15 protein-coding genes are annotated in these 20,669 nt (G+C 65.2%); 8 read left to right on the plus strand and 7 right to left on the minus strand.

Annotated elements, in window-relative coordinates; translation table 11 throughout:
- The first annotated feature begins 545 nt into the window (after positions 1 to 545).
- From EGM46_RS02860 to EGM46_RS02885, 6 genes are all read left to right on the plus strand, one after another.
- On the plus strand, positions 546 to 893 hold the full coding sequence (locus EGM46_RS02860) for a helix-turn-helix domain-containing protein (RefSeq protein WP_125098664.1): 348 nt from the start codon (positions 546 to 548) through the stop codon (positions 891 to 893).
- Positions 886 to 3,345: a DNA primase family protein gene (locus EGM46_RS02865; RefSeq protein WP_125098665.1), complete on the plus strand. Its 2,460-nt coding sequence runs from the start codon at positions 886 to 888 to the stop codon at positions 3,343 to 3,345. The genes EGM46_RS02860 and EGM46_RS02865 overlap by 8 nt, the downstream gene beginning before the upstream one ends.
- A 2-nt stretch (positions 3,346 to 3,347) precedes the next feature.
- Positions 3,348 to 3,851, plus strand: a complete 504-nt coding sequence (locus tag EGM46_RS02870) for a hypothetical protein (RefSeq protein ID WP_125098666.1) — start codon at positions 3,348 to 3,350, stop codon at positions 3,849 to 3,851.
- Positions 3,848 to 4,546, plus strand: a complete 699-nt coding sequence (locus tag EGM46_RS02875) for a hypothetical protein (RefSeq protein ID WP_125098667.1) — start codon at positions 3,848 to 3,850, stop codon at positions 4,544 to 4,546. The genes EGM46_RS02870 and EGM46_RS02875 overlap by 4 nt, the downstream gene beginning before the upstream one ends.
- Before the next feature lie 2,233 nt (positions 4,547 to 6,779).
- Positions 6,780 to 7,442, plus strand: a complete 663-nt coding sequence (gene mobC, locus EGM46_RS02880) for a plasmid mobilization relaxosome protein MobC (protein WP_125098668.1) — start codon at positions 6,780 to 6,782, stop codon at positions 7,440 to 7,442.
- 179 nt (positions 7,443 to 7,621) lie between these two features.
- Positions 7,622 to 9,526, plus strand: coding sequence for a relaxase/mobilization nuclease domain-containing protein (locus tag EGM46_RS02885; RefSeq protein WP_164512795.1), 1,905 nt, complete (start codon positions 7,622 to 7,624; stop codon positions 9,524 to 9,526).
- 104 nt (positions 9,527 to 9,630) lie between these two features.
- Here the strand turns inward: EGM46_RS02885 and EGM46_RS14670 are convergent, their stop codons facing one another.
- From EGM46_RS14670 to EGM46_RS02895, 3 genes are all read right to left on the minus strand, one after another.
- Positions 9,631 to 10,812 (minus strand): hypothetical protein, encoded by a 1,182-nt coding sequence (locus EGM46_RS14670; RefSeq protein ID WP_164512796.1) that lies wholly within the window; start codon positions 10,810 to 10,812, stop codon positions 9,631 to 9,633.
- Between the two features lie 28 nt (positions 10,813 to 10,840).
- The gene (locus EGM46_RS02890; RefSeq protein ID WP_125098670.1) at positions 10,841 to 11,770 is read right to left on the minus strand and encodes a hypothetical protein; all 930 of its coding nucleotides are present in this window, start codon (positions 11,768 to 11,770) and stop codon (positions 10,841 to 10,843) included.
- Between the two features lie 62 nt (positions 11,771 to 11,832).
- Positions 11,833 to 12,570 carry a hypothetical protein gene (locus EGM46_RS02895; protein ID WP_125098671.1) on the minus strand — a complete coding sequence of 246 codons (738 nt, stop codon included), beginning with the start codon at positions 12,568 to 12,570 and terminating at the stop codon, positions 11,833 to 11,835.
- Positions 12,571 to 12,727: 157 nt separating this feature from the next.
- On the opposite strand from EGM46_RS02895, the gene EGM46_RS02900 reads away from it, so the two are divergent.
- Both EGM46_RS02900 and EGM46_RS02905 read left to right on the plus strand, forming a co-directional pair.
- Entirely contained in the window at positions 12,728 to 13,015 is a 288-nt protein-coding gene (locus EGM46_RS02900) for a helix-turn-helix domain-containing protein (RefSeq protein WP_125098672.1), read from the plus strand.
- Positions 13,016 to 13,651: 636 nt separating this feature from the next.
- Positions 13,652 to 13,978, plus strand: a complete 327-nt coding sequence (locus tag EGM46_RS02905) for a hypothetical protein (protein ID WP_125098673.1) — start codon at positions 13,652 to 13,654, stop codon at positions 13,976 to 13,978.
- Positions 13,979 to 14,077: 99 nt separating this feature from the next.
- Here EGM46_RS02905 and EGM46_RS02910 read toward each other — a convergent pair whose 3' ends face one another.
- From EGM46_RS02910 to EGM46_RS02925, 4 genes are read right to left on the minus strand one after another with little or no spacing between them, the layout of a single operon-like run.
- Complete coding sequence (locus EGM46_RS02910; protein WP_125098674.1) at positions 14,078 to 14,293, minus strand: helix-turn-helix transcriptional regulator; 216 nt, start codon at positions 14,291 to 14,293, stop codon at positions 14,078 to 14,080.
- Complete coding sequence (locus EGM46_RS02915; protein ID WP_125098675.1) at positions 14,286 to 17,435, minus strand: type I restriction endonuclease subunit R; 3,150 nt, start codon at positions 17,433 to 17,435, stop codon at positions 14,286 to 14,288. Before EGM46_RS02915 ends, EGM46_RS02910 begins: the two co-directional genes overlap by 8 nt.
- A complete protein-coding gene (locus EGM46_RS14830; RefSeq protein WP_206427481.1) occupies positions 17,435 to 18,586 on the minus strand; it encodes a hypothetical protein in 1,152 nt (383 codons plus the stop codon). Before EGM46_RS14830 ends, EGM46_RS02915 begins: the two co-directional genes overlap by 1 nt.
- Entirely contained in the window at positions 18,579 to 20,537 is a 1,959-nt protein-coding gene (locus EGM46_RS02925; protein ID WP_125098676.1) for a type I restriction-modification system subunit M, read from the minus strand. The genes EGM46_RS14830 and EGM46_RS02925 overlap by 8 nt, the downstream gene beginning before the upstream one ends.
- Positions 20,538 to 20,669 lie beyond the last annotated feature (132 nt).

Below are 20,669 nucleotides of genomic sequence, written 5' to 3' on the forward strand. Positions count from 1 at the left end.
GCTGCGCGTGCTCCCCGACGAGCCAGACCGCGTGGCCACCGCGCCCGCTGCGGACATCGCCCAGGAGCGAGTCGAGCGACGCGCGGTGACTGGCAGCCCGGGGCGAGTCAGCGCCGGAGCTCCAGCCAGGAGGGGAGGACACCTCCTGCGCACGGTGCGGCGGTTCGGGAACGAAGAGCGCGGGGCGGTCACGGCGGAATATGCGATTGTCCTCCTCGCCGTTGTTGAGCGCTAAAAGCATATTCGAAATCTGGGCAGCAAGCGCTGCGATTTGACATGATTCAAAATGGCGACTAGGCTCATGAACAAGTCAGATGATGAGCCCAGCGAAAGCCGGGTGAATCGGCCGGAGCTCCCTCCCAAGCCGGATGACGATTCAGGGCACGCGCGGGAGAGAGCGTGCCGGCGGCAGCGATGCCGCCCGGTCGGTGCCACGGAGCCGGCTGCATAAGATCGCCGCAGACAATGGTTGTCGGGCTGGGCGCCGATAGGCCTGGTAGCGATCTCGTCCTAGCGGGACGGGGTCTACTACTAGGAGACCCCAAATGTCGTCCACGGCAAGGACCACCCGACCGAACCTCGACACCCCGCAGTACCTCTCCCTCTACGAAGCGGAAGCGGCCGGCTACGGCGCGTACTCGACCCTCCGCAGCTGGATCGCCGCGGGCAGGCTCCCAGCCGTCCGCACCGGCCGGAGGATCAAGATCCGACTGGAGGACCTGGAAGCCTTCGCGAGCCCGGCAGTCGTCCACCACAGCGAGGCAAAGCCTGCACCCGAGACCGAGCTCAACTTCGCGATCGCACGCATCGTCGCGAACGCGCCGCGGCTGACCGAGCGCCAGCGCGAGCAGCTCGCCTCGATCCTCGGCGGGAACGAGGCAGCCCATGCCTGAGACGACCCCGCAGCGTGCACCCGAGACGGGCGGTCCGCCCGAAAGAGAAAGCCGCCCCACGGCTAATGGGGCGGCAGAGTTCGGTGCTGAAGCTTTGAACTACTCCCAGCCTAACGCTAATGAGAACGATTCGCAACACGAGAAGCGAGCCTCATCAGGGACTGCCTTCGGTAAGAAGCCCGTCACCTCTCCGCAGAAGAAGCTGAGCTCCGCAGTGCCCGCCTTCGAGCGCAAGGTGCTCACGGACCAGCCCGTCACGCGCTACAGCGCCATGGCGACCGCAGCCGAGATCGAGGCGGATGTCGAGCAGCGCGCTGCCCAGACGTGGCAGCAGGGCGACTTCGGCTTCGCGAGCCCCGCTGATAGGGCGCAGGAGTTGAAGCGACTCAAGAAGAAGGCCGTCGACGCTCACAACACGGGCGCACCGCCGAGCCAGGGCAAGCTCGCCCTGCAGCCGCAGGGAGGCCCGGTGCCCGAGCTGCGCTACTTCGAGGTGACGCAGAAGATGCTCGACCAGGGCCGCTTCATCATGCAGCGAGGGTCGAAGGTCGTCCCTGGTGGCACCGAGTGGCCTGTCCTCCCAGGGAGCTGGTCGGCAGAGGTGCGCATCGCGTGGGCGACCGCGAGCTTTCTGGCTGGATTCGTCCCCGAGGAGTACGAGAGCAAGGCGCTGGCCGGCGCGAAGCTGATCGAGCGCACCAAGGAAGCGCTCATGACGCGCATGTTCGTGCCGGACGACACGACGAAGAAGATGATCGTCGAATACGTCGATGGCGCACCGCCGAAGGGCCGTCTCGTGCCCGGCCAGATCGTCGAGCTCATGTACAGGTTCGCGCGGATCAAGCGCATCGCGCTCGCTGGGCTGAGCGCGGACGAGGACGAGGACCTGCTCGCGGTGTACGTCGAGGAGGGCGCCGACGCAGGCATCTACGTCGAGGACATGTCGGCCTTGGCCAACCTCGCCCACGAGATCTCTCCTGACCTGAGCCAGCAGGGCATGAGCAAGCTGCTCGGTTCCGGGAAGTCGCGCGGCATCGTCTGGAATGCGGCAGGCGGCAAGCACCGCGTGGAGCGCACTCTGGACCGTGGCCGCTCGGTGGCGTGCGCGAACGGAGTCTTCGACACCGTGACGAAGACTCTGCGTGACTTCGACCCTGAGCGCGACGTGCTGATGTCGAAGCTCTCGACGAACTGCCCGCTGAGCAAGCCCGAGGAACCGGTTCGGATGCTGTCTGATGGCACCGTATGGACGTTCGACGAATGGCTGCTGGACGTCTTCCACCCTGAGCTGCCCGATGCGCAAGAGGTGGTGGCCTTCATCTGGCAGGTCATCGCCGCGGTGCTGCGTCCTGGGCTGCCGCTCGGTCGGGCCGTCTTCTTCTACTCGGAGAGCGGAAACAGCGGGAAAGGCACTCTTCTCGAGCTCATGATGAACCTCATCGGCGAGGGGTCGAACGGATACACGTCGATACCGTTGGACGAGTGGGGCGGCGATGGCAATGACTTCAAGCTCGAGCCGCTGCTGCGCGCGAACGCGGTGCTGGTCGACGAGAACGACGTCGGCGAGTACCTGCCGAAGCTCGGCCGCCTGAAGAACGCCATCACGGGCGATCGCCTCGCGATCAACAGGAAGCACAAGCCTGTCGTGACGGTTCGCTTCCAGGGGTCGATCGTGCAGTGCATGAACGGCATCGCGAAGACCAGGGACAAGACCGATTCGCTCTATCGGCGATTCATCTGGTTGCTGTTCCCCAAGAACTTCGAGGGCAAGGAGTTCAAGGAGATCAAGCAGCTCTTTCTCAAAGATCCCGAGGTGCTGAGCTACGTCGTGTGGCACGCGCTGCACACGCCCTTCGGCGGAGCGCCCGACTCGCCCGAGTTCGACGTGCCGATGAGCTGTCGCACGCTCCTCGAGGAGGTCAAGGTCGACAATGACACGGTGCGGCAGTTCTGGGAGGAATACGCCGACAAGTTCGTGTGGGACGTGCTGCCGAACAGCTTCCTGTACGGCGCTTTCAAGGGCAGTGAGTACTACGGCCAGACCAATCTCGGCTCCCGCGAGTTCTCGAAGAGGCTGAAGGGCATCGTCCAGGAAGAGGCGAAGCGCGGCGGCCACTGGGATGCGCCGAAGGACCCGGTTTGGGTCGGCAATCGCATGGACGATCCCGAGCCCTTGATCCGGACCCTCGACTTGACAGCGTGGATGAACACCGGTGCCCGTGGGAGCAACGATTGGCGCAAGGTCTGCTCACCAGTGCCGCCGGCCACCGCGCGAGGCCTCGTGAGGATCGTGCCCCGCACTGCTTGTACCGCCGGCACTCCTGGCGACGAGGAGGACGTGGCCCCGGTTCGCGAGGCGAGCGTCGACGACCTCGAAGCTCTGGCTGCCAGGGGCTTCAACATCGTCGACTCGACGGACGACGCTGCGGACGCAGCAGCAGAGAGGAGCTGACCATGGCGAAGAACGTGAGCACCCGTGTGGCTAACGCGAGGGCTGCAGCGGAGAAGGCGAAGCGCGAGCTCGCAGCGATCGAGCGCGAAGAGCGCGAAGCCCTGCTGGCCGAGAAGCGTGCTGCCAAGGCCCTGCAGGCCCGCAGCGGACTGGCGGAGGAGGTCTACGCGATCCTCGGCATCGAGCCCGAGCCGCCCCGCGCGCAGACCCGCGTGGTCAAGAAGGACGGCGCGGGCATCGAGCAGACCGTGCAGGTCGACCGAGATCCTCGCGAGAAGCTGCGCGCCGAGTGGGCGCTGGAGGCGCTGCACCTGATGAGCGAGCAGATCGGCGAGAAGGGCATGGAGTTCGTCCACGCGACGATCGAGCGCAGGCGCCGGAGCGCCCGCGACGCCGACGACGCGGCCCGTGCAGCGAAGGCTCGGGCTGCTGCGCCTGTCGCAGCACCGGCACACGACGGCGTGCCCGATCCCCATGACGATGCGCGATGGAGCGCCGAGTCATGAACGAGATTTCCCGAGGAGACGCGTCGCGGCTCCACGAGCAGGCGCCCGAGAGGGCGAAGGACACGGCGGCCGATGGGCCGCACTACATGAAGGAGGTGCCAGAGATGGGCATCGAAGGGCAGAAGAGAACCGCTCTCGAGATGGTTCGCATGATCGTTAGCGACATCGAGAACGGTGTTGATGCTATCGAGTCCAAGCGGCAGCTCTTGGCGTCAGTGCGCGACCGGCACGGCATGGCGCACAGTGCTGTGCGCCGCTTTTGGCTGGCTACCCGAGAGCGCTACGCCTGGGACCTCCTGCCGCCGGCGTTCATGTACTCGCTCTTCAGGAAGTGGGGCGAGGTGGAAGCTGCGCATCCCAATGAGTTGCGTCTGCAGTCGGCGGATGAGTGGGAGCGCGCACAGATTCGGCGTGGCGTGCTTACGCGGGACGGCTATCGCTATCGCTTTGCGCTCGAGCTCGCAGATCTCATCCGTGAGCTCGATGATGGGGTCTGGGACGTCGACTCGCTCTGGCTCGGTGAGCGCGTAGGCGATCGCATGTCCGTGCATGAGCAGAGTGCTGAACATGCCGGCCACTTCTGGACGAAGCCCATCGACCCGGCCAAGCGCGACAAGGGCGCTGTGTTCCGTGTTGGTAGTACCGGTGAGGGCGCCGCTGCTCCTGTCGAGAATGGGCTCGTACCGAGCGAGTAGGCAGCAGGAGTTCCACGAAGCCCCGGGCACGCGTAAGCGCGTCCGGGGCTTCGTGCTGCCGAGGCCCGCTGGGAGCCGCTCCAGCAAACCCTGATGCGGGGCCGCGCCCCGTCACGTCCGCCGATCCCACCACCGGCCTGCCGCTGCCGCTCCGGCCGCCTCCGAGCCTGCGCTGCCGCTCCGGCCGCCTCCGAGCCTGCCGCTGCCGCTCCAGGCTCTCCGGGCCGCAGAGGTCATCGCAGCGACGGGCGTGCGCTGCCGCTCCCGCCCGGGTCCCGCAGCACCGAGCACCTCCCTCCGCTACCGCTGCGGTCGTCGCCCGGCAGGTCGTCGTGCTCGCCTGCGCTGCCGCTCCGGCTCGGCGCCCGTATCGCCACGCTGAGGGCTCGAAATCGCTTCAAAAAGCGTGCCGGAGAAATGCCAGACTCTGCCACGATTCGACCATCGCCTGCGGATGCTGTGTCACTTTCTTGGCAAAGTCTGGCATTTTCGTGGCTTCGGACTCTCATTCGGCGGGTGCTCGAGAGGGCCTGGCCGCGAAGGCGTGCCACGATCCTGCCAAGGTCTGCCAGAGAAATGCCATGATGCGGCAGAGTGCTGCCAAACCCTTTTCGGGCCATGCCGCAGAAGTGCCAGACTCTGCCTCAGAAATGCCACGATCTGCCAGAGAACTGCCAAACCCTTCTCGGGCTGCGGGCCGAGGTGCGACGAAAATGCCATAATCTGCCACGATTCGACCACGAAGTGGCAGAGAAGTGCCAGACCTTCTTCAGACTGCGCCACGATTCTGACGACGATTGCCACGATCCTGCCAAAGCCTGCCGAGGAAATGCCACGATCTGCCAGAGAGCTGCCAAACTCCGCGGCACCGGGCACCCTCTCGGCGGCCTCCGCGGTGCCGGTCGCGGCGCCTCCAAAGGCCTGAGATCGCCTCGGAATGCGGGACAGAGAACGGACAAGAATCGCCACGATTCGGACATCGCCTTCGAGTAGCCTGTCCGTTTTCTGGCCATATCTGTCCGTTCTCTGTCCTCGGACCCTCATTCGGCGGCTGATCGAGAGGGTCTGGCCGCCGAGTGCGGACAGAGAACGCCCAGAGAACGCCACGATTCGGACAGGAAGCGGACACAGAACGGACAGGCCCTTTTCGGGTCGGGACAAGAACCGGACAGAGATGGCCACGATTCGGACAGAGAACGCCCACGAAGCGGACACGCTCATTTCGGCCGGGACAAGAATCGGACAGAAAAGGCCACAAATCGCCCACAAACCGGACAGATAACGGACAGGCCTTTTCCTGGCTGCGCCATGATTCGGACAGCAGCGGCCACAGAACGGGCAGAGAGCGGACAAGAATCGCCACAGAACGGACAGGAAGCGGACAGGCTCCGCGGCACCGCGCACCCTCTCCGCGGTTTCCGCGATGCCGGTCGCGGCGCCTCCATCGGGCTGCGCTGCCGCTCCTGCCCGTCGACCGGAGCACCGAGCACCTCCCTCCGCTGCCGCTGCGGTCGCTGCTCGGCCGGGTGCAGCAGTCGCCTGCGCTGCCGCTCCGGCTCCCCGCTCGAGGACGGCCATGTGCTGCGAACCTCGGGTCATCGGAACTGCGCTGCGCCTGCATTCTTTTCACCACGCTCAGCGCTCTGGTCCTGGCCTGCTGCTTGCGGCACCGAGACCAGGCGCGGAGCTCATCTCAGGGGCGAGTGCTCGCAGAGCCCTCGCACGGAGCAGTCGTGTTCTACCTCTCAGAGGAGTGCGACTGCTGCAAGGCCGCAACGACGCATCGCGTCGATACGGGCGCGCAGTGCTACGAGGGGCTCACCACGGGCAGCGCGCGTGATGAGCACGGAGGCCTCAACGCAGCGAGTCGAGCGGACCACGGTCCGCGAAGGCTCGTCGCGTCACGTCGCGGGGCACGGATGCGCACCAGCATCCGGCCCCGTGGCGTGCGATCCGTGGTGAGCGGCAGCGAGCCACGGGTCGGGAGCTGAGCCGCGGCAGCGGCGAGGGCGACAGCGGGTCCAGGGCGGCAGCCCGGCAAGTAGCTTGCGATGGACTACCGAAAGCGGAGCTTTTGTGTAGTACATCGTAAAGTACTTGCCTCATTAGGGCCCTACCTCTAAAATGGGTACTGACGGGGTCTCCAGAGGCTCCAAATCGCGATGTTCCGCGGTTTGGAGAGGGAGGCCACGGCAGTGCCCAGGTAGGGGCCTGATGAAGGGGTGGAGGAGACGTGGACGCGATCGGATCGGACGAGGCGCAGCCGAGTGCGTCCGAGCACGGGCACGGCACCGGAGCCCCTGGGCGTGCGGAGCGTGAGGAGCTTGCCGCGAAGCGGAAGCGGATCACGCGCAGCCGCCCGAAGCGCTTCGGCACGAAGCGTAATGTCCGCTTCTCGGCTTCCGAGGAAGCGGCGGTGGAGGCAGCGCGATCGGAGATCGCGAGGGCGAAGGGCGTCGACGCGTCGAAGGTCAGTTTCAGCGAGGGGCTCCGTCTCCTGCTGAAGCTGGACGAAGGCGAGGCGGCGAGCACCGTGAACATCGCGCTCGGCGTGCACCGTCGGACAGCCAGCGACGAGCGGATGACCGACGAGGCGCGCGATGCGTTCCTCGCGATGAATGACGAGCTCACGGTGTGCCGCAGGCAGCTCGTCGGGATGGGCGCGAACCTCAATCAGATCGCGAAGGCGCTGAACAGGATCGCAGTGCAGGGAGGCAGTCTCGACGCGGAGGCCCAGGCGGCTGTCTCGCTCCTGCCGGAGGCGCTCGTGCAGGTCGCGGCGATGCAGGACAACCTGGAGGCGATCGAGACCAAGGCGTTCCTCGCGATCTACGGCGGCGAGGACGGCATGGACCAGGCTGCGGCAGGCGCTGCCGACGGGAGGAGCGCATCGTGACGGCATCAGAGGAGTGCAGCGCGCTCTAGGAATCGTGGCTCAGCGGCGCGGATGGTTAGGAAAACCCACCCTCCTAACCTTTCTCCGAGCAGAGCCGCCGGGCTCAGAACATTTCATAAAAGGTCAGCAGCGAGGTTATCGAGGGAGTTTTCTCCCCTTGGCGGAGGAAGGAGGGCACCGTGGTCAACATCAGGTGGTCCCCGACGTACTTCTCGCGTGCCCTGAACACGTACCTGCTGAACCTCAAGGAGGGCCAGCAGGACGGCGACAGGTACGTCGTCGCCGAGGGCGTGAACGGCATCATGCCGCGGTTCGTCGAGCAGCAGTTCCGCGACGTCCGCAAGAAGTGGGGCAAGAACCGCACGGTCAGGCGCCTCTGGAAGAGGACCGGCACCGAGACGTGGCAGGGTGAGTATGTCCACGCCTACCACGGCATCATCTCGTTCGGCCAGGACGAGCTCGATCCGGACGACCCTGAGGCGTGGGACACCGCGCTGAGGATCGCCCGCGCAACCGTCGAGGAAGTCTTCCCGACGCGGCAGGCGATGCTCGTGCTGCAGAACGACGGCGCCGGGGGCTGCTTGCACGTCCACCTCGCGGTGAACAGCGTGGACGAGAAGACGGGGCGCTCCATCGACTCAGGGCTGACGACGCACTCGTACCGCAAGAAGCTCGCCGACGGCTCCTACGAGCTCGCAGGCATGGCGCTGCGGTTCAACGAGATCCTCGAGCGAGAGGGCTTCCAGCAGCGGGCTGATCTCGTCGAGATGATGGCCGATGCGCAGGAGCGGGTCAGGGCAGGCGGCAGCGCGAAGCTGCGGGCCAAGGACCGCCGCGAGGTCAGCGAGCAGCGAGCCGCCGAGAAGCACGAGGACTGGCTCATCGACCGCGAGCAGGCCGAGGCGCAGGGCATCGCATTCAGCCAGCCCGAGCCGTTCAGCGTCGCGGTGCTGAAGCAGCGCGTGCGGAAGTCGATGAACGACCCCCGCAGCATCGACTTCGACACGTTCGTCGAGGTCGCCCGGGATCACCGCGTCGACGTGGAGCTCAGGCCAGGCACACGAGGGCTCGCGTACGTGATGCTCGACGAGGCCGGCCAGCCCGTCGCAGAGGGCACGAGGGCGCGCCGCCGCGCCTCGACGCTCGGCTCCGACTACATGCTCGACGCGGTCGAGGCTCACTGCGCCGAGAACGATGCGCTGAGTGCGCAGGCCCAGGCGCAGCAGGACGCAGTGGAGGCGGATCGCGCCGCGCGCGACAAGGCGATGCGCGAGGGGTGGGCGGCAGAGGCCAGAGCGCTGCGGGCGGAGCGTGACGAGCGCGCCGCTGAGCGCGAGGCACGGGCGGCGGCGGCTGCCGAGGCGGAGCAGCAGGCCCGCGAGGAGGTCGAGCGCAAGGCGCAGCGCCTCGTAGACGAGGAAGCGAATGCGCAGGCTGAGGCTCTCGTGGATGCCGAGCGCAAAAACCGCTCCGAGCAGGCGTCTGCCGCTGCCGCTCCAGACGCCGGTGCCGCTGACGGCACTGCCGCGAGCCATGCGCCCTCCGCTGCCGCTCCGGCCGCCTCGGCACAGCAGACAGCCCGATCGAGGCTGCGCGACGCCGTCTCGAAGAGCGAGCAGAGGCAGGCGGTCATCACGGCGTTCGCGGCGTTCGAGGAGCGTGCGCTAGAGGCTCTGCGCGAGGGCCGGCGCATCGACGACGGCGATGTCCCGAAGGGCATCGGCGCGGGCTTCCTCAAGGCATTCGGCGAGCAGATGTTCCCCGAGATTCGCGCGCAGATGGAGCTCCGCGAGGCGAAGAAGCAGCTCGGCAGGAGTGCGTTCGAGGACGCGAAGGCGCTGCACGAGCGGCTCCAGGGCGTGCTCGGCCCCGGCGAGCGCGAGGACCTCGAGAGTCGGAACAGGGGGCTGCGGAAGACTGCAGCGCGGCTCCGGGCGGAGATCGCGGCGGGCGTCTACGAGGACACCACGCAGGAGGTCGACTCCCAGGACGAGGATCTGCTCGATGCCAGTGCGCGGCTCGAGATGGAGAGGACCGAGGCGGCTGAGAAGGTTGAGGAGGGCGGATCGCTGGTCGAGGACTGAGCAGGCTCGCCTTCTCGGCTCTGGGCTGCTCCCGAAGGAGCGAGCCCCGCCACGACAGGTCTTCACCGGGTCGTGACGGGGCTCGCGGGTCTGGCCTCCGGGGGTCAGTAGCAGATCTCCGGGCCCGAGGAGTCGGCCCTGTAGCAGGTGCCTGGTGGAGGCGGATTGCTGCTGCCTCCGCCTCCGCCGCTGCCGTAGTCGATGAAGCCGCCGTCTCCACCGCCGCCGGAGCCATTCCCGCCTCCGCCGCCACCGGAGTAACCGCCGCCGCCGTTCCAGCCGGATCCGTCGCCCCAGCCGCCGCCGTATGCGGGCTGCTGCGCTGAAGCTGCCTCGGCCTCGGCAGCCGCGACTGCCGCCGCTTCCTCTGCAGCGACCGCATCAGCGTGGGCCCGCTGGAGGGCATTGGCCTGCGCGACGTAGTCTGACAGGGCCGCGAGGAGCTCCTGGGCATCGAGCAGGGCCTGCTCGTCGGGCTCCGTGGTGTGCGGCGCCGCGAACGGGGCCTCCGCGTCGGCTGCGCCGCCCTTGATTGCCGCCTGGAGCCCTTCCAGCGCCTCGTCGAACGCCTTGGCGTCCGCATTGCTGCGGTCGGCCTTCCAAGCGGGAGCGAGCTCCACGGCGCTCTCTGCGGCCTCGAGTAGCTGAGGCGCCGATGCGATGAGCACAGCGTCGAAGGCGTCGTGGCGCGCCTCGACGCCTTCGAGCTGCGCGGTCAGCCCGTCGAGCCGTTCCTGCGCTGCACCGATGGCAGCGTCGACCTCGGCGCGGGCCTCGGAGCCGGTGCTCGCGCCCTCGTCGGAAAACGGGAACCGGCTGGTGGCCTCCGCCGGGGCGAATGCTGCGGCGTCGGTCTCCTCGTCGTCCAGCAGCTCCTGCACGGCCTCGCTGGCCTCGATCTCGTCGACGGTGGGCGCTGCTGCGTCATCGGCAGCCAGTGCCTCGATGGCCTTGGCGAGGGGCGCGAGGCCTGCCTTGGCGTCTGCGCTGACGACTCCGTCATCAGCTGCAGCGACGAGCGCTGCCTGGCTGGCTGCGCTGCCCTCCTCGGCGGTGGCGAGCCGCCACGCGGCGACGTAGCCGTGCTGGGCGAGCGGAAGCTGCGCCTCGGCGAGCGCTGCGCTGTCGAGCAGCTCGGCGTGCCGCGCCGCAGCGTCGTCGTACGCGCGTACGTTGGCGGCATTGATGCCGTACGCGGTGCCTGCGCCTGCGAGCGCGAGGGCGGCGACGCCTGCGACGATGCCGATGGACAGGCGCTTCCTGCGCTTCGGGGTCGTGGTGTCCATGACGGGTGCGGGACCGGGCGCGCAGCGCCTAGTCGGCGATCCAGTCGCCGTTGGTGTCGGTCTCGTAGTCTCGGATCTCGGCGTCGAAGATGTAGATGTCGCCGTTCTTGGTCGAAGTCATGTAGGCGGTGGCGAAGGGGTTGCGATCGTCGTCGCTGGTCCGGATGTGGAACCAGGCGCTCTCGTAGGAGCTCGCGTCGAGCGGGTCGGAGGCGCAGTCCCAGACCATCGTCAGGGTCTCGAGGCTCGGCGAGTAGTATTCGCCTCGCTCGGGATCGCTGCCGTCGAGCTCCTCGATCGGCTTCGCGTCGGCGCCGAACGCGTTCTGGCCGTCGGTGCGGCCCTGCTGCTCGGACTGCGTTGCCTTCTCAGGGGCGAAGTGCTCCTCGAACACGCGGTCGTACTGATCCGCCATCAGCATGTCAACCGCCTGGTCGAGCTCGTCGCTGGACGGGCCCTGCGTCTTCAGGTACTCCCGCACCTGGCCTTCGGCGATGCTGCGCAGCTCGTCCGGGTCGTCCTCGCCCTCCGGCATCTCGATGCCTTCGATGTAGGCGGCTTGGAGCGCGTCGTAGGCCTGCTCAGCGGCCATCCTGGCGATCTCCCCGTCGTCCGCTACGTCGGGGCCCGCGAGGGCTCCTGTCCCCTGGGGGAAGTCGTACGCGATGTCCACGGCGCACATGCTCGCCGAGTCGAGCTCGCGAGCGGTCGCGCTGACCGGGACTGCGGTGAGGTTCTCGAGCTCCGGCGCGATGGCGACGAGCTCGTCGGGGAGGACGAACTCGATGGCCTGCGCGGGGCCGTGGCTCGCGCGCGACCAGTCGAAGGTCTCGTCGAGTGCGGGGTTGCTGCCAGTGCCGCCAGGGCCGGCTGCGTCTCCGCCGCCGGAACAGGCGGCCAGCGAGGCTGCGAGGGCGAGCGCTGCGGCGGCAGCGAGGGCGGTTCTCATGTGCTTCATTGGGTAGGGGACTCCTGTTCTCAAGTGTCGGACGGGTCAGGGAATGCTGGTTGCGGGCACGGCTACCTGTGGCGCACGTTCACGTTCACGGGCCTGTTCAGCGCTGCTCGGGTGGCTGCTCCCTCGGCGCGGATGGTCTCCGCCGTGAAGCCCTGCATCGTGGCGTTGATGATGCCGTTCGTCTGCGCGACCCTCGTGGCGCGCTGCTGCTCCGCGAGCTGGGAGGCGGCCATGTTCTCCATCCGCTGCCGGTGCAGGTCGGTCTCGTAGACGTTCAGCGTGCTCTCGAGCGTCGAGGCGCGGTGGTCGTGGACGATGTGCCAGCACGCGCCGACATCGGCCGAGTTGAGGTACTTCTGCGGGAACCATCCCCTGAAGTTCGCCTGGTACTCCTGGCGGGTCTGAGCGAGTTGCACCTCGATCTGCTGGATCTCAGGCGCGACCTCGGCGGCGATCTCGTTCGCGATCTGCTGGTTCCTGGCCTCGCGCTTGGCGTTCTCCTTCGCGACGATCTTCCTGTTGCCGAGCCAGACGAGCAGGAAGGCGCCGCCGACGGTGAACGGCGGTGTCATGAGGAACCAGAGGTCGCTCGTCAATGCTGCGATGAAGATCGTGACCGCCAGTATCGCGAAGAACGCCAGCACGCCCATGCCGAAGCCCCAGCGCTTCTTGTGAGGCACGTAGCGGTGCTGGTGCCTGGCCCAGACCGCATCGCGGTGCTGCTGGAGCCCGTCGAACCGCGTGAGGACGTCGTAGAGATGGTTCAGCCGCTGTTCGAGCTGGGTTCGAGCATCGGTCATGGTCATCGGCTCCTGTGGGGACTTCGCCGCCTGGACGGACAGCATTCGCAGACTCGCGCGGAACAGTGCGCGACGCGTCCAACCCTACAGGATGCCATAGCATCCGGGTCGCTATAATCACCTGGTCACGATAGCATCCTGGCGCGACGCTTGATGCGTGGGGGAATTAGAGCTCAGGAGGCAGTTCGGTGCTGCACTTCGTCAGTACCGCGCCGACGAGCGGATCACTCAGGAGGAGCTCGCACGGCGGCTTAGTCTGTCGCCCCGGTACGCCGCAGGCCTGGAGAGGGGTGAGCACAACCTGTCGCTCGACTCGATCGACGGGGTGGCCGAGAAGCTGGGCCTCGCGTTCAGGCTCGAGGCGCGGGCTCGGAGCAGTGTTCCCATCATCGAGCCGAGGCCGGACGCACCGGCGGCACGCGAGTCGAAGCAGCCCGACCACTAGTGCCGAATGGGGGCTTGCGGCCTTGCAAGTAACGGAAGCCTAACGATATGCCCATTTCTCAGGGAAATTGAGGCGTTCTTGCGGATTTTTAACATTTTTAGGTACTAGACTTTAGCTCCGCTCGCGCGAACTCATTATCATTCGTTCCGCTACTTGCGCGCATCCGAGGGGCATGCTTGCTGGAGGCGGCCCCTACCGGGATCCACCTCAGCTGCCCGTTGCACGGCCAGCCGGTTTGGGTGTGAAGGCAGTTTCAGAGCCGAGGATGCAAGCAATCCTTCTCAGGAGCGGAGCTAAATGTCTAGTCGTCCTCCATCGTGGAGGCTCGTCGCCGGCGTCGCCATCGGGATTCTAGGAGAGTCCTTCGGGGCGCGCGAGCGAGCCGTGTTAGGGCAGGCTCGTGGCCGGGCTTTCAGCCCGTCCGAGAAGGCGGGTGCAAGAAGCACCTGATCGGAGCACTTCGGCTCCTCCCTTACGGAGCGAAGCTGCGACGACCTGACTCGTGGCGATCGGCTGTCCCAGCCGGATCGCATCCGAGGAGGGCAGAGCTGAGCTCAGCGATGGCAGCGACTTCCTGTCGCTGCCGAGAGTGCACTTGTGAGAAGTACTCATACCAGAAATCTCCAAGGAGCAACCATGCAGAACATCGACCCGAAGAACATGATCAACAGCCAGGCCGAGCTCAAGATCGAGCTGGCGAGACTGCCGAAGGAAACCGTCGGGACGGTCAAGCAGGCCAAACGGGCGGCCAGGGCCGCGCTCCGCATCTCGAACGCGACGGCGGAGCGGGCCGCGCGACTCCAGTACTCGGACTCGGCCTCGCCGAAGGAGTTCGCAGCGGCGCTCGACGAGATGGAGACGACGTTCAGCGCGTTCCTCGATGCGGAGCTCAACCTCACCGCGCTCCTTCTGAAGGAGGGCCGGCCGCTCGAGGGCAGGTCGCTGATCGAAGTGGTCGCGTAGAGCCAGAGACACTAGAACCCCGTTCCCGAGAGCCGCACTGCGGCGTCTCCGGGAACGGGGTTCTTTTTTCGCGCGCGCGAGGCTATGCAATACGCCTGGTCACTCCTTGGTATGGAGCCCGATCTCGAGACCGAGGGCATCCACGACCTTGGCAAGAGTACCTGTCTTGACCTGGGTGCCCTGCTCGATGCGGATGATGCTCAGCCGTGATGTCTCGGCAGACGCGGCCAGCTCCAGCTGAGTCAGGCCGCGTTCTTCTCTCGCAACGCGGACAGCCTCGCCGATCACCACGAGGTTGTGGAGATCCTCAGCCATCAGAACGCTCCTCAGGCTCGGACCTCGAGTCAGCGTCCTGCGCTGCGTGATGCTGCGCGTGCAGCGAATCCGCGCTGATCTCGGCGAGCTTCTTGAGGACTTCAGGGTCGGAGATGTGCTGGCGGATCTCCTCGACCTCTTGGAAGGCCTGGAACATCGCGATTCCCACTGCAGAGTTGAAGGCCTCGGAAGTCTTCAGCTGCTCCGGCGAGTTGTGCTTGGCCATGGCCACGGCCTCGGCGTTCGAATCGAGGAAGCCCCAGTAGGTCGTGATGAAGCCCGCGATGCTTCCCCTGTCCAGGTCGGCGCCCTTCGCGCTGAACATCTCGTTCACGCGGTCGATGGCTTCTTCCAGGGGCCCGCGAGCTGCCGGAGCGGAGCCCTTGTGCTCGCCGTCGAACGTCGGGAGCTCGATCGCCTCATCGCTGCCCTCGCTGAGCGAATGATCCTCATTGATCGACGAAGGGACGAGCTGCACGCCGACGAGCTCGACGCTCTCGAGGTAGCTGTCGTCGTACTTCGCCGCGTCAAGGTGCAGGTTCCGAGAGAGCAGCGTCGCGAGGATGGCCCGGCGGTGCAGGTCGGGGTCCTGGTAGTCGACGATCTGGCTGAGGAACTGCCAGGCGTTCCGGTAGTTGATGACGTCCGAGCGGAACGCCTCGAGCTCTTCGCGGCGCGCCTTGTCCTTGTTCAGCGCGGCTTGGCGCAGGAAGCCTGCCCAGCGGTTCTTGATCGGGCCGAGCGCACGGGCGATGGCCTCGCCGCCCTTCTCGTTGATGTAGGCGTCCGCGACGTCGTTCATCTGGTCCTGGGTGTAGATGTCGGCGTTGTCGAGCCGTTCAGCGAGCGTGTAGAGCGCGTTGGGGTCGACCTCGCCGCTGACGTGCGCGTCCGAGTAGTACATCTTGAAGTCTTCTTCGATGCGCTCGGGAGCATTCTGGAAGTCGACGACCATCGGCGCCGTCTTGCCGGGATAGTTGCGGTTCAGCCGCGAGAGGGTCTGGACCGTGGCGATGCCCGATAGCACCTTGTCGACGTACATCGCCATCAGGCGGGGCTCGTCGAAGCCGGTCTGGAACTTGTTCGCGACGATGAGCACCTTGTACTCGTCCTCTTCGCGGAACGCATTCGCCGTGTCACCACGGCCGTTCAGGCTCGCTTCCGTGACGGTGCTGCCGTCCTCGGCGGTGAGAGAGCCGGAGAAGGCGACGAGCGTTCCGAGGCCCTCGTACCCCTGTTCCTCGATGTAGGCGTTCATCTTCTGCGACCAGAGGTATGCTTCCTGCCGACCGCTGGTGACCACCATCGCGCGCGCCGAGCCGTTCAGCAGGCTCGCGACGTTGCGGCGGAAGTGCTCCACGACGACGCGGACCTTCTGGGCGATCGAGGTCGGGTGCAGGCGGGTGTACTTGACGATGCCCGCCACTGCGCGGCCCGTCTCGACGAGGGTCTCTTCCTCTTCGCCGGTGAGCCTGTCCCTGACGTGCACGAACATGTCGTAGGTCGAGTAGTTCTCGAGCACATCGAGGATGAATCCCTCTTCGATGGCCTGGGCCATGGTGTACGTGTCGAAGGCTCGCCAGGTGCCGTCCGGCTGCTCAGTGCCGAACAGGCGCAGGGTCTTGGCCTTCGGGGTAGCGGTGAGCGCGATGAAGGTGATGTTGCTCGCCTGCGCGATCGCCGAGTCCTTCGCCGCGAGCAGCTCGTCGGCAGTGATCTCTCCGCTGCCGTCGTCGGCATCGTCGACTTCGACGTCGGCGAGCAGCTCCTTGAGCTGGCGTGCAGTGGAGCCCGTCTGCGACGAGTGCGCCTCATCGGCGACCACGGCCCAGTTGCGTCCGCGCAGCTCGTCGGTGTCCTCGATGAGCTTCATCACCTCGGGGAAGGTCTGCAGGGTGCAGGTGACGATGTGATCGCCCTCGAGCAGCGCCTTCTTGAGCTGCGGCGACTTCGCACCGGACTTCTCTCCCACGGAGACGACGAGGCCCGCGCTCGACTGCACGAGGTTCATGTCATCGCGGATGTTCTCGTCGAGCACGGTCCGGTCCGTGACCACGATGACAGAGTCGAACGTGGACTGCGACTTCGTGTCCATGTGGCGGATGAGGCGGTGACTGAGCCACGCGATCGTCTTGGTCTTCCCGGAGCCTGCCGAGTGCCAGATGAGGTAGCGCCCACCCGGGCCCTTCGCTTCGACGTCCTGGATGACCCGCTCGACTGCACGGAGCTGGTGGAAGCGGGGGAAGATCAGGCGGCCATCGCCCTTCTTTCCCGTCTTCTTCGCCGGCTCGAACAGTGCGAAGTCCTTGAGGATCCGCATGAACGTCGGGCGCGCGAGGATCTCGCGCCACAGGTAGTCGGTGCTCGAACCGGTGTCCGAGGGAGGGTTGCCCTCGTGCCCGTCGTCGCCCTGGTTGAAGGGCAGGAACACGGTGTCCTCGCCTTCGAGCTTCGACGCCATGTAGACGAGGTCGTTCGACACGGCGAAGTGCACGAGCGCACGGCCAGGAGCGAGCAGCGGACGGGTCCTGCCCGGTACGCGGTCGTTCCGGTACTGGCGGATGGCGTGCTGTACCGTCTGCGTGTTGTCGGTCTTGAGCTCCATCGTGACCACCGGGATGCCGTTGGCCGTGAGGACGACGTCGATGCTCTCGTTCGTAGCAGTGTCGAACCGCACCTGTCGCAGCACGCGGAGCCTGACGGCGTCGGCCTGCTCGATGACCTCGGTGAGATTGGGGTTCGCCGGCGGGAAGGCCATGAGCGGCCCGAACTTCGCGGCGGGACGTCCGACCTGCGCATAGGTGAAGCCGCTGCGCAGCACGCCGAGCAGCCCGCCGATCGGGTGACCGGTGGACTTGTTCATCGTGGTGGACTTCGAGAGCTCCTTCACGATGTGGTCGAGGAGCTTCTTCTCGGCGGTGGTGCGCTGCCCGTTCACCAGGTCCGCAGGAACCGCCTTCTCGTACTCGTCAGGGTACTGCGTCCGGAGCCAGTGCAGCACGTCCTTCGGCACCATCGCGAGTGCAGCGTCCCAGCCCGCGGCGGCGGTGCTGCCCTCGTCCTCGTAGGTCCAGCCGCGGTTTGAGAGCTCCTCGCAGAGGTTGTCCTCGAACTCGCGTTCCATGAGCTGTGCGTGACTCATCAGGCCACTTCCTTCCGTCCGGTCACCACGTCGGTGATGAGCGCGGCGCGGCGCTCGATGAGCAGGGATTTCAGCTCAGCGACCTTCGCTAGCATGGCGTCGAATTCGGAGCGGCTAGCATCGAGCACCGCAATGATCTTCCGCTGCTCGTTAAGCTCCGGTAGAGGAACTTTGACAGCCGCGAACCTATCCCAGGGGATGCTCTTACGATGCTCCAAAATTCCATTACCGAGATCTTGGATTCGCTGTCGCAACTCAGTGTTTGCAAAGAGATGTTTTAGGAAATTGGGTTCAATGACCGATTTGCGGGGGGTGCAGATTAGATAAACCGAACTGCAAACACCGTCAAGAGGGCTGATCCCATATGAACCAATATAGAAATTCATACTATTAAGGACGTAGTCCCCGGTTCGAACCCTGATGCACCGAGTTAGATCAGTGGGTTTCTTATTACCGACATCCCCTTTGTCCTCATACCGAATGACACCCACGCCTTTCATTAGTGAAAGGTACTGAGCAGATTCGTCATGATTCTTCTCTTTCCGCTGCTGAACAAGCGCGTTCATCGGTAAGACTCGTTTGTACCCGAGCGCAAGAACGCTTTCGAGCGCCGTTGGATCACCAGGTACTCCGAAGGGCAGGAGATAGGCTGCAGATTTCGCCTCCCATCGAGCTTCAAGTGTCTCAGCTAGCTCGTCCAACTTGGCGACCATCTCATCGATCTCGCCCGTCTCGCGATCGAGGTAGTCGGCGATTGCGCGTTGACTTTCCAAGCTCAGAACCGGTGCTTTAATACGACCTAGAACCGAACTCGTCATGCTTGGAAGAGCAGTCGCGGTTGAATAAACTCCAAACGGGATTGTGGTGGCCCAATAATGAAGCCATCGACCATCTACTTGGTCGCCCAATTCCGTGTAGAACATAGTGTCAACAGTCCAGAGTTTACCGTTGACATAAAGGGGTCGGTCGATCGTCCCTTTTCTGCCAAAGAGCACCGACTCGCCCTCATAGAGGGAGGCTGAAGCCCAGCCAAATTGACCCCCGGAGCCGTAAACTGGCACATCACCAGTTTCGTCTTCGACTTGTTTGTAGTCTTGGCCGTTTCGAAATTGAACAAGGTATTGAAGGCCAACCTCGCTCACCTTAGTCATCGGCTTTCACCGCCTGGAACATTGCGCCGAGGTCACCCATGATGCGCTGGACATCGGCGTCGATCTCGGCGAGAGGGCGAGGCTCTTCGGGAACGTAGAAGATCCGTGTGAATGGGATCTCATTGCCAGCTTTCGCCTTCGCCTCGTCCCACTGCGCCTCGGGAGTAAACGGCAGCACCTCGCGCTGCATGTGCTCGGCGAGGCTTTCACTCATCGGCACTCGCTCAGTGATCTTCCAGTCGTTGTCCACGACGGCATTGCCTTTACGATCGAAAGCGAGTGGCGCCGAGTCGTCGAGCATTGCAGTCGCACCCATAACAGCGTCGACGAGCCCTGTCGGCGCCTTCAGTCCAGCAGCCTTCGCAGCAGCTGGCAGTGCCTTCGGGATCTCGTTCCAGGGCGTTCCGTCCAAAGCTCGCACGATCTCTGCGTGGTCGTCGGTGAAGTCGCGGCGTTCGCTGAGAGCTGCGATCGCTTCATCAGTGCAGCGGGTTGCGAGACGCACCTGCTTGACTACGGGGACGTCGCGGAACATGAAGTCCTGCGGTGTGAGTACCTGTGAAATCGAAGAGGGAGGGGTCTTCTCATCGCCTTCGAATAGACGGTAAGCCTCGAGCACGGGTTTGCGGTCGAGCTCTGTCATCTCGCGCCGCTTGTCACCGAGGGGCTTGCGCATCGGGGTCCAGCAACCGCTGGCATCGATGAGCTGGATCTTGCCCTTGCGCTCAGCGTCCTTGTTCGTGTCAAGGATCCAGACGTAGGTCGCGATGCTGGTGCCGTAGAACATCTGCGTCGGCAGCGCGATGATCGCGTCGATGAGGTCCTCATCGAAGAGCCACTGACGGATTGCATTCGGGCCCTTGTCGCTGTTGAACAGAGGCGAGGCGTTCGAGACGACCGCGGCACGTCCGCCGTGACCGTTCTTGCCGGCGGGGCTGAGCTTCGAGGCGCAGTGCGCGAGGAACAGCATCTGCCCGTCGGACTTGCTTGGCAGACCATGGCTAAAGCGAGTACCGGGCTCCTGAGCCTGTTCGATGATTAGCTTTTGATCCTCTGACCAATCCATTCCAAACGGAGGGTTGGATAGCACGTAGTCGAAGTACTGGCCTTCGTACTCGTCGTGGAGGAGGGTGTTGCCTTTGCGGATCGCATCGGGGCGCCCGCCCTGGATCAACAGGTCGGCCTTGCCGAGCGCGTAGGCCGAAGGCATGAGCTCCTGGCCGAACAGCGTGACCTTGATATCGGGGTTCATGTCACGCAGAGCCTGCTGCGCGACGAGCAGCATACCGCCGGAGCCAGCGGTCGGATCGTAGATCGAGCGGAGCGCGCTGCTGCCCGCGAGCGAGTCCTCATCGGCGGCGAAGAGCACGTCGACCATGAGCTTGATCGCATCACGCGGGGTGTAGAAGGCGCCCGCCGCCTTGCCCTTCTTGTCGAAGGCGCGGTACATGACGTCCTCGAAGATCTCGCCCATCGCGGTGTTGCTGATCTGGTTCGATCCGAGGGGCAGGGTGGAGAAGTGCCGCACGACCGCGTGCAGGCGGTTGGCCTCGGCGAGGGTCTTCACGAGCCGGGGCATGTCGAACGAGGTCCAGATATCGGCGATGTTGTGTGAGAAGCCGGAGAGGTAGCTCTCGACAGACTTGTCGACGTTGTCGTCGACCGAGGCTATGGCCTTCAGGTCGAGCGGCGACACGTTGTAGAAGGTCAGGCCAAACTTCTGCTTCACAGCTATGTCGATGAGGTGCGGCGGCATCTCGCCGAGCGATTCGACGTAGGCGGCGACCTCGGCCTTCGTGTCGGCGAGCAGGCACTCGAGGCGACGGAGGACCGTGAATGGAAGGATGTAGTCGCCGTACTCCTGCGGCTCGACGACATTGCGCAAGAACTTGTCTGCGGTATCCCATACGATCCGTGAAGTGACCGATGATGCGGTCGATGCCTCTGCCACGTGCTCTCCTTGGGTTCGTGATTTCACCTCTAATGAATGTATCAGAACTGATACATTTTGTCCAGCTGGAAGGCTCTCGTTCGTCAGTAATCGCTGCACTCCAAAGCGTGTTTGCCCTGGTGAGGCCACTGG

Source organism: Leucobacter chromiireducens, from assembly GCF_003917135.1.
GTDB classification, from domain to species: domain Bacteria; phylum Actinomycetota; class Actinomycetes; order Actinomycetales; family Microbacteriaceae; genus Leucobacter; species Leucobacter chromiireducens_A.

Bases quoted from the DNA above. Each gene is read 5' to 3' on its own strand.
- EGM46_RS02875 (WP_125098667.1), top strand. From the start codon at position 3,848: ATGAACGAGATTTCCCGAGGAGACGCGTCGCGGCTCCACGAGCAGGCG.
- EGM46_RS02870 (WP_125098666.1), top strand. From the start codon at position 3,348: ATGGCGAAGAACGTGAGCACCCGTGTGGCTAACGCGAGGGCTGCAGCG.
- EGM46_RS02860 (WP_125098664.1), top strand. From the start codon at position 546: ATGTCGTCCACGGCAAGGACCACCCGACCGAACCTCGACACCCCGCAG.
- EGM46_RS02895 (WP_125098671.1), bottom strand. From the start codon at position 12,570: ATGACCGATGCTCGAACCCAGCTCGAACAGCGGCTGAACCATCTCTAC.
- EGM46_RS02915 (WP_125098675.1), bottom strand. From the start codon at position 17,435: ATGAGTCACGCACAGCTCATGGAACGCGAGTTCGAGGACAACCTCTGC.
- EGM46_RS14830 (WP_206427481.1), bottom strand. From the start codon at position 18,586: ATGACTAAGGTGAGCGAGGTTGGCCTTCAATACCTTGTTCAATTTCGA.
- EGM46_RS02890 (WP_125098670.1), bottom strand. From the start codon at position 11,770: ATGAAGCACATGAGAACCGCCCTCGCTGCCGCCGCAGCGCTCGCCCTC.
- EGM46_RS02905 (WP_125098673.1), top strand. From the start codon at position 13,652: ATGCAGAACATCGACCCGAAGAACATGATCAACAGCCAGGCCGAGCTC.
- EGM46_RS02910 (WP_125098674.1), bottom strand. From the start codon at position 14,293: ATGGCTGAGGATCTCCACAACCTCGTGGTGATCGGCGAGGCTGTCCGC.
- EGM46_RS14670 (WP_164512796.1), bottom strand. From the start codon at position 10,812: ATGGACACCACGACCCCGAAGCGCAGGAAGCGCCTGTCCATCGGCATC.
- EGM46_RS02865 (WP_125098665.1), top strand. From the start codon at position 886: ATGCCTGAGACGACCCCGCAGCGTGCACCCGAGACGGGCGGTCCGCCC.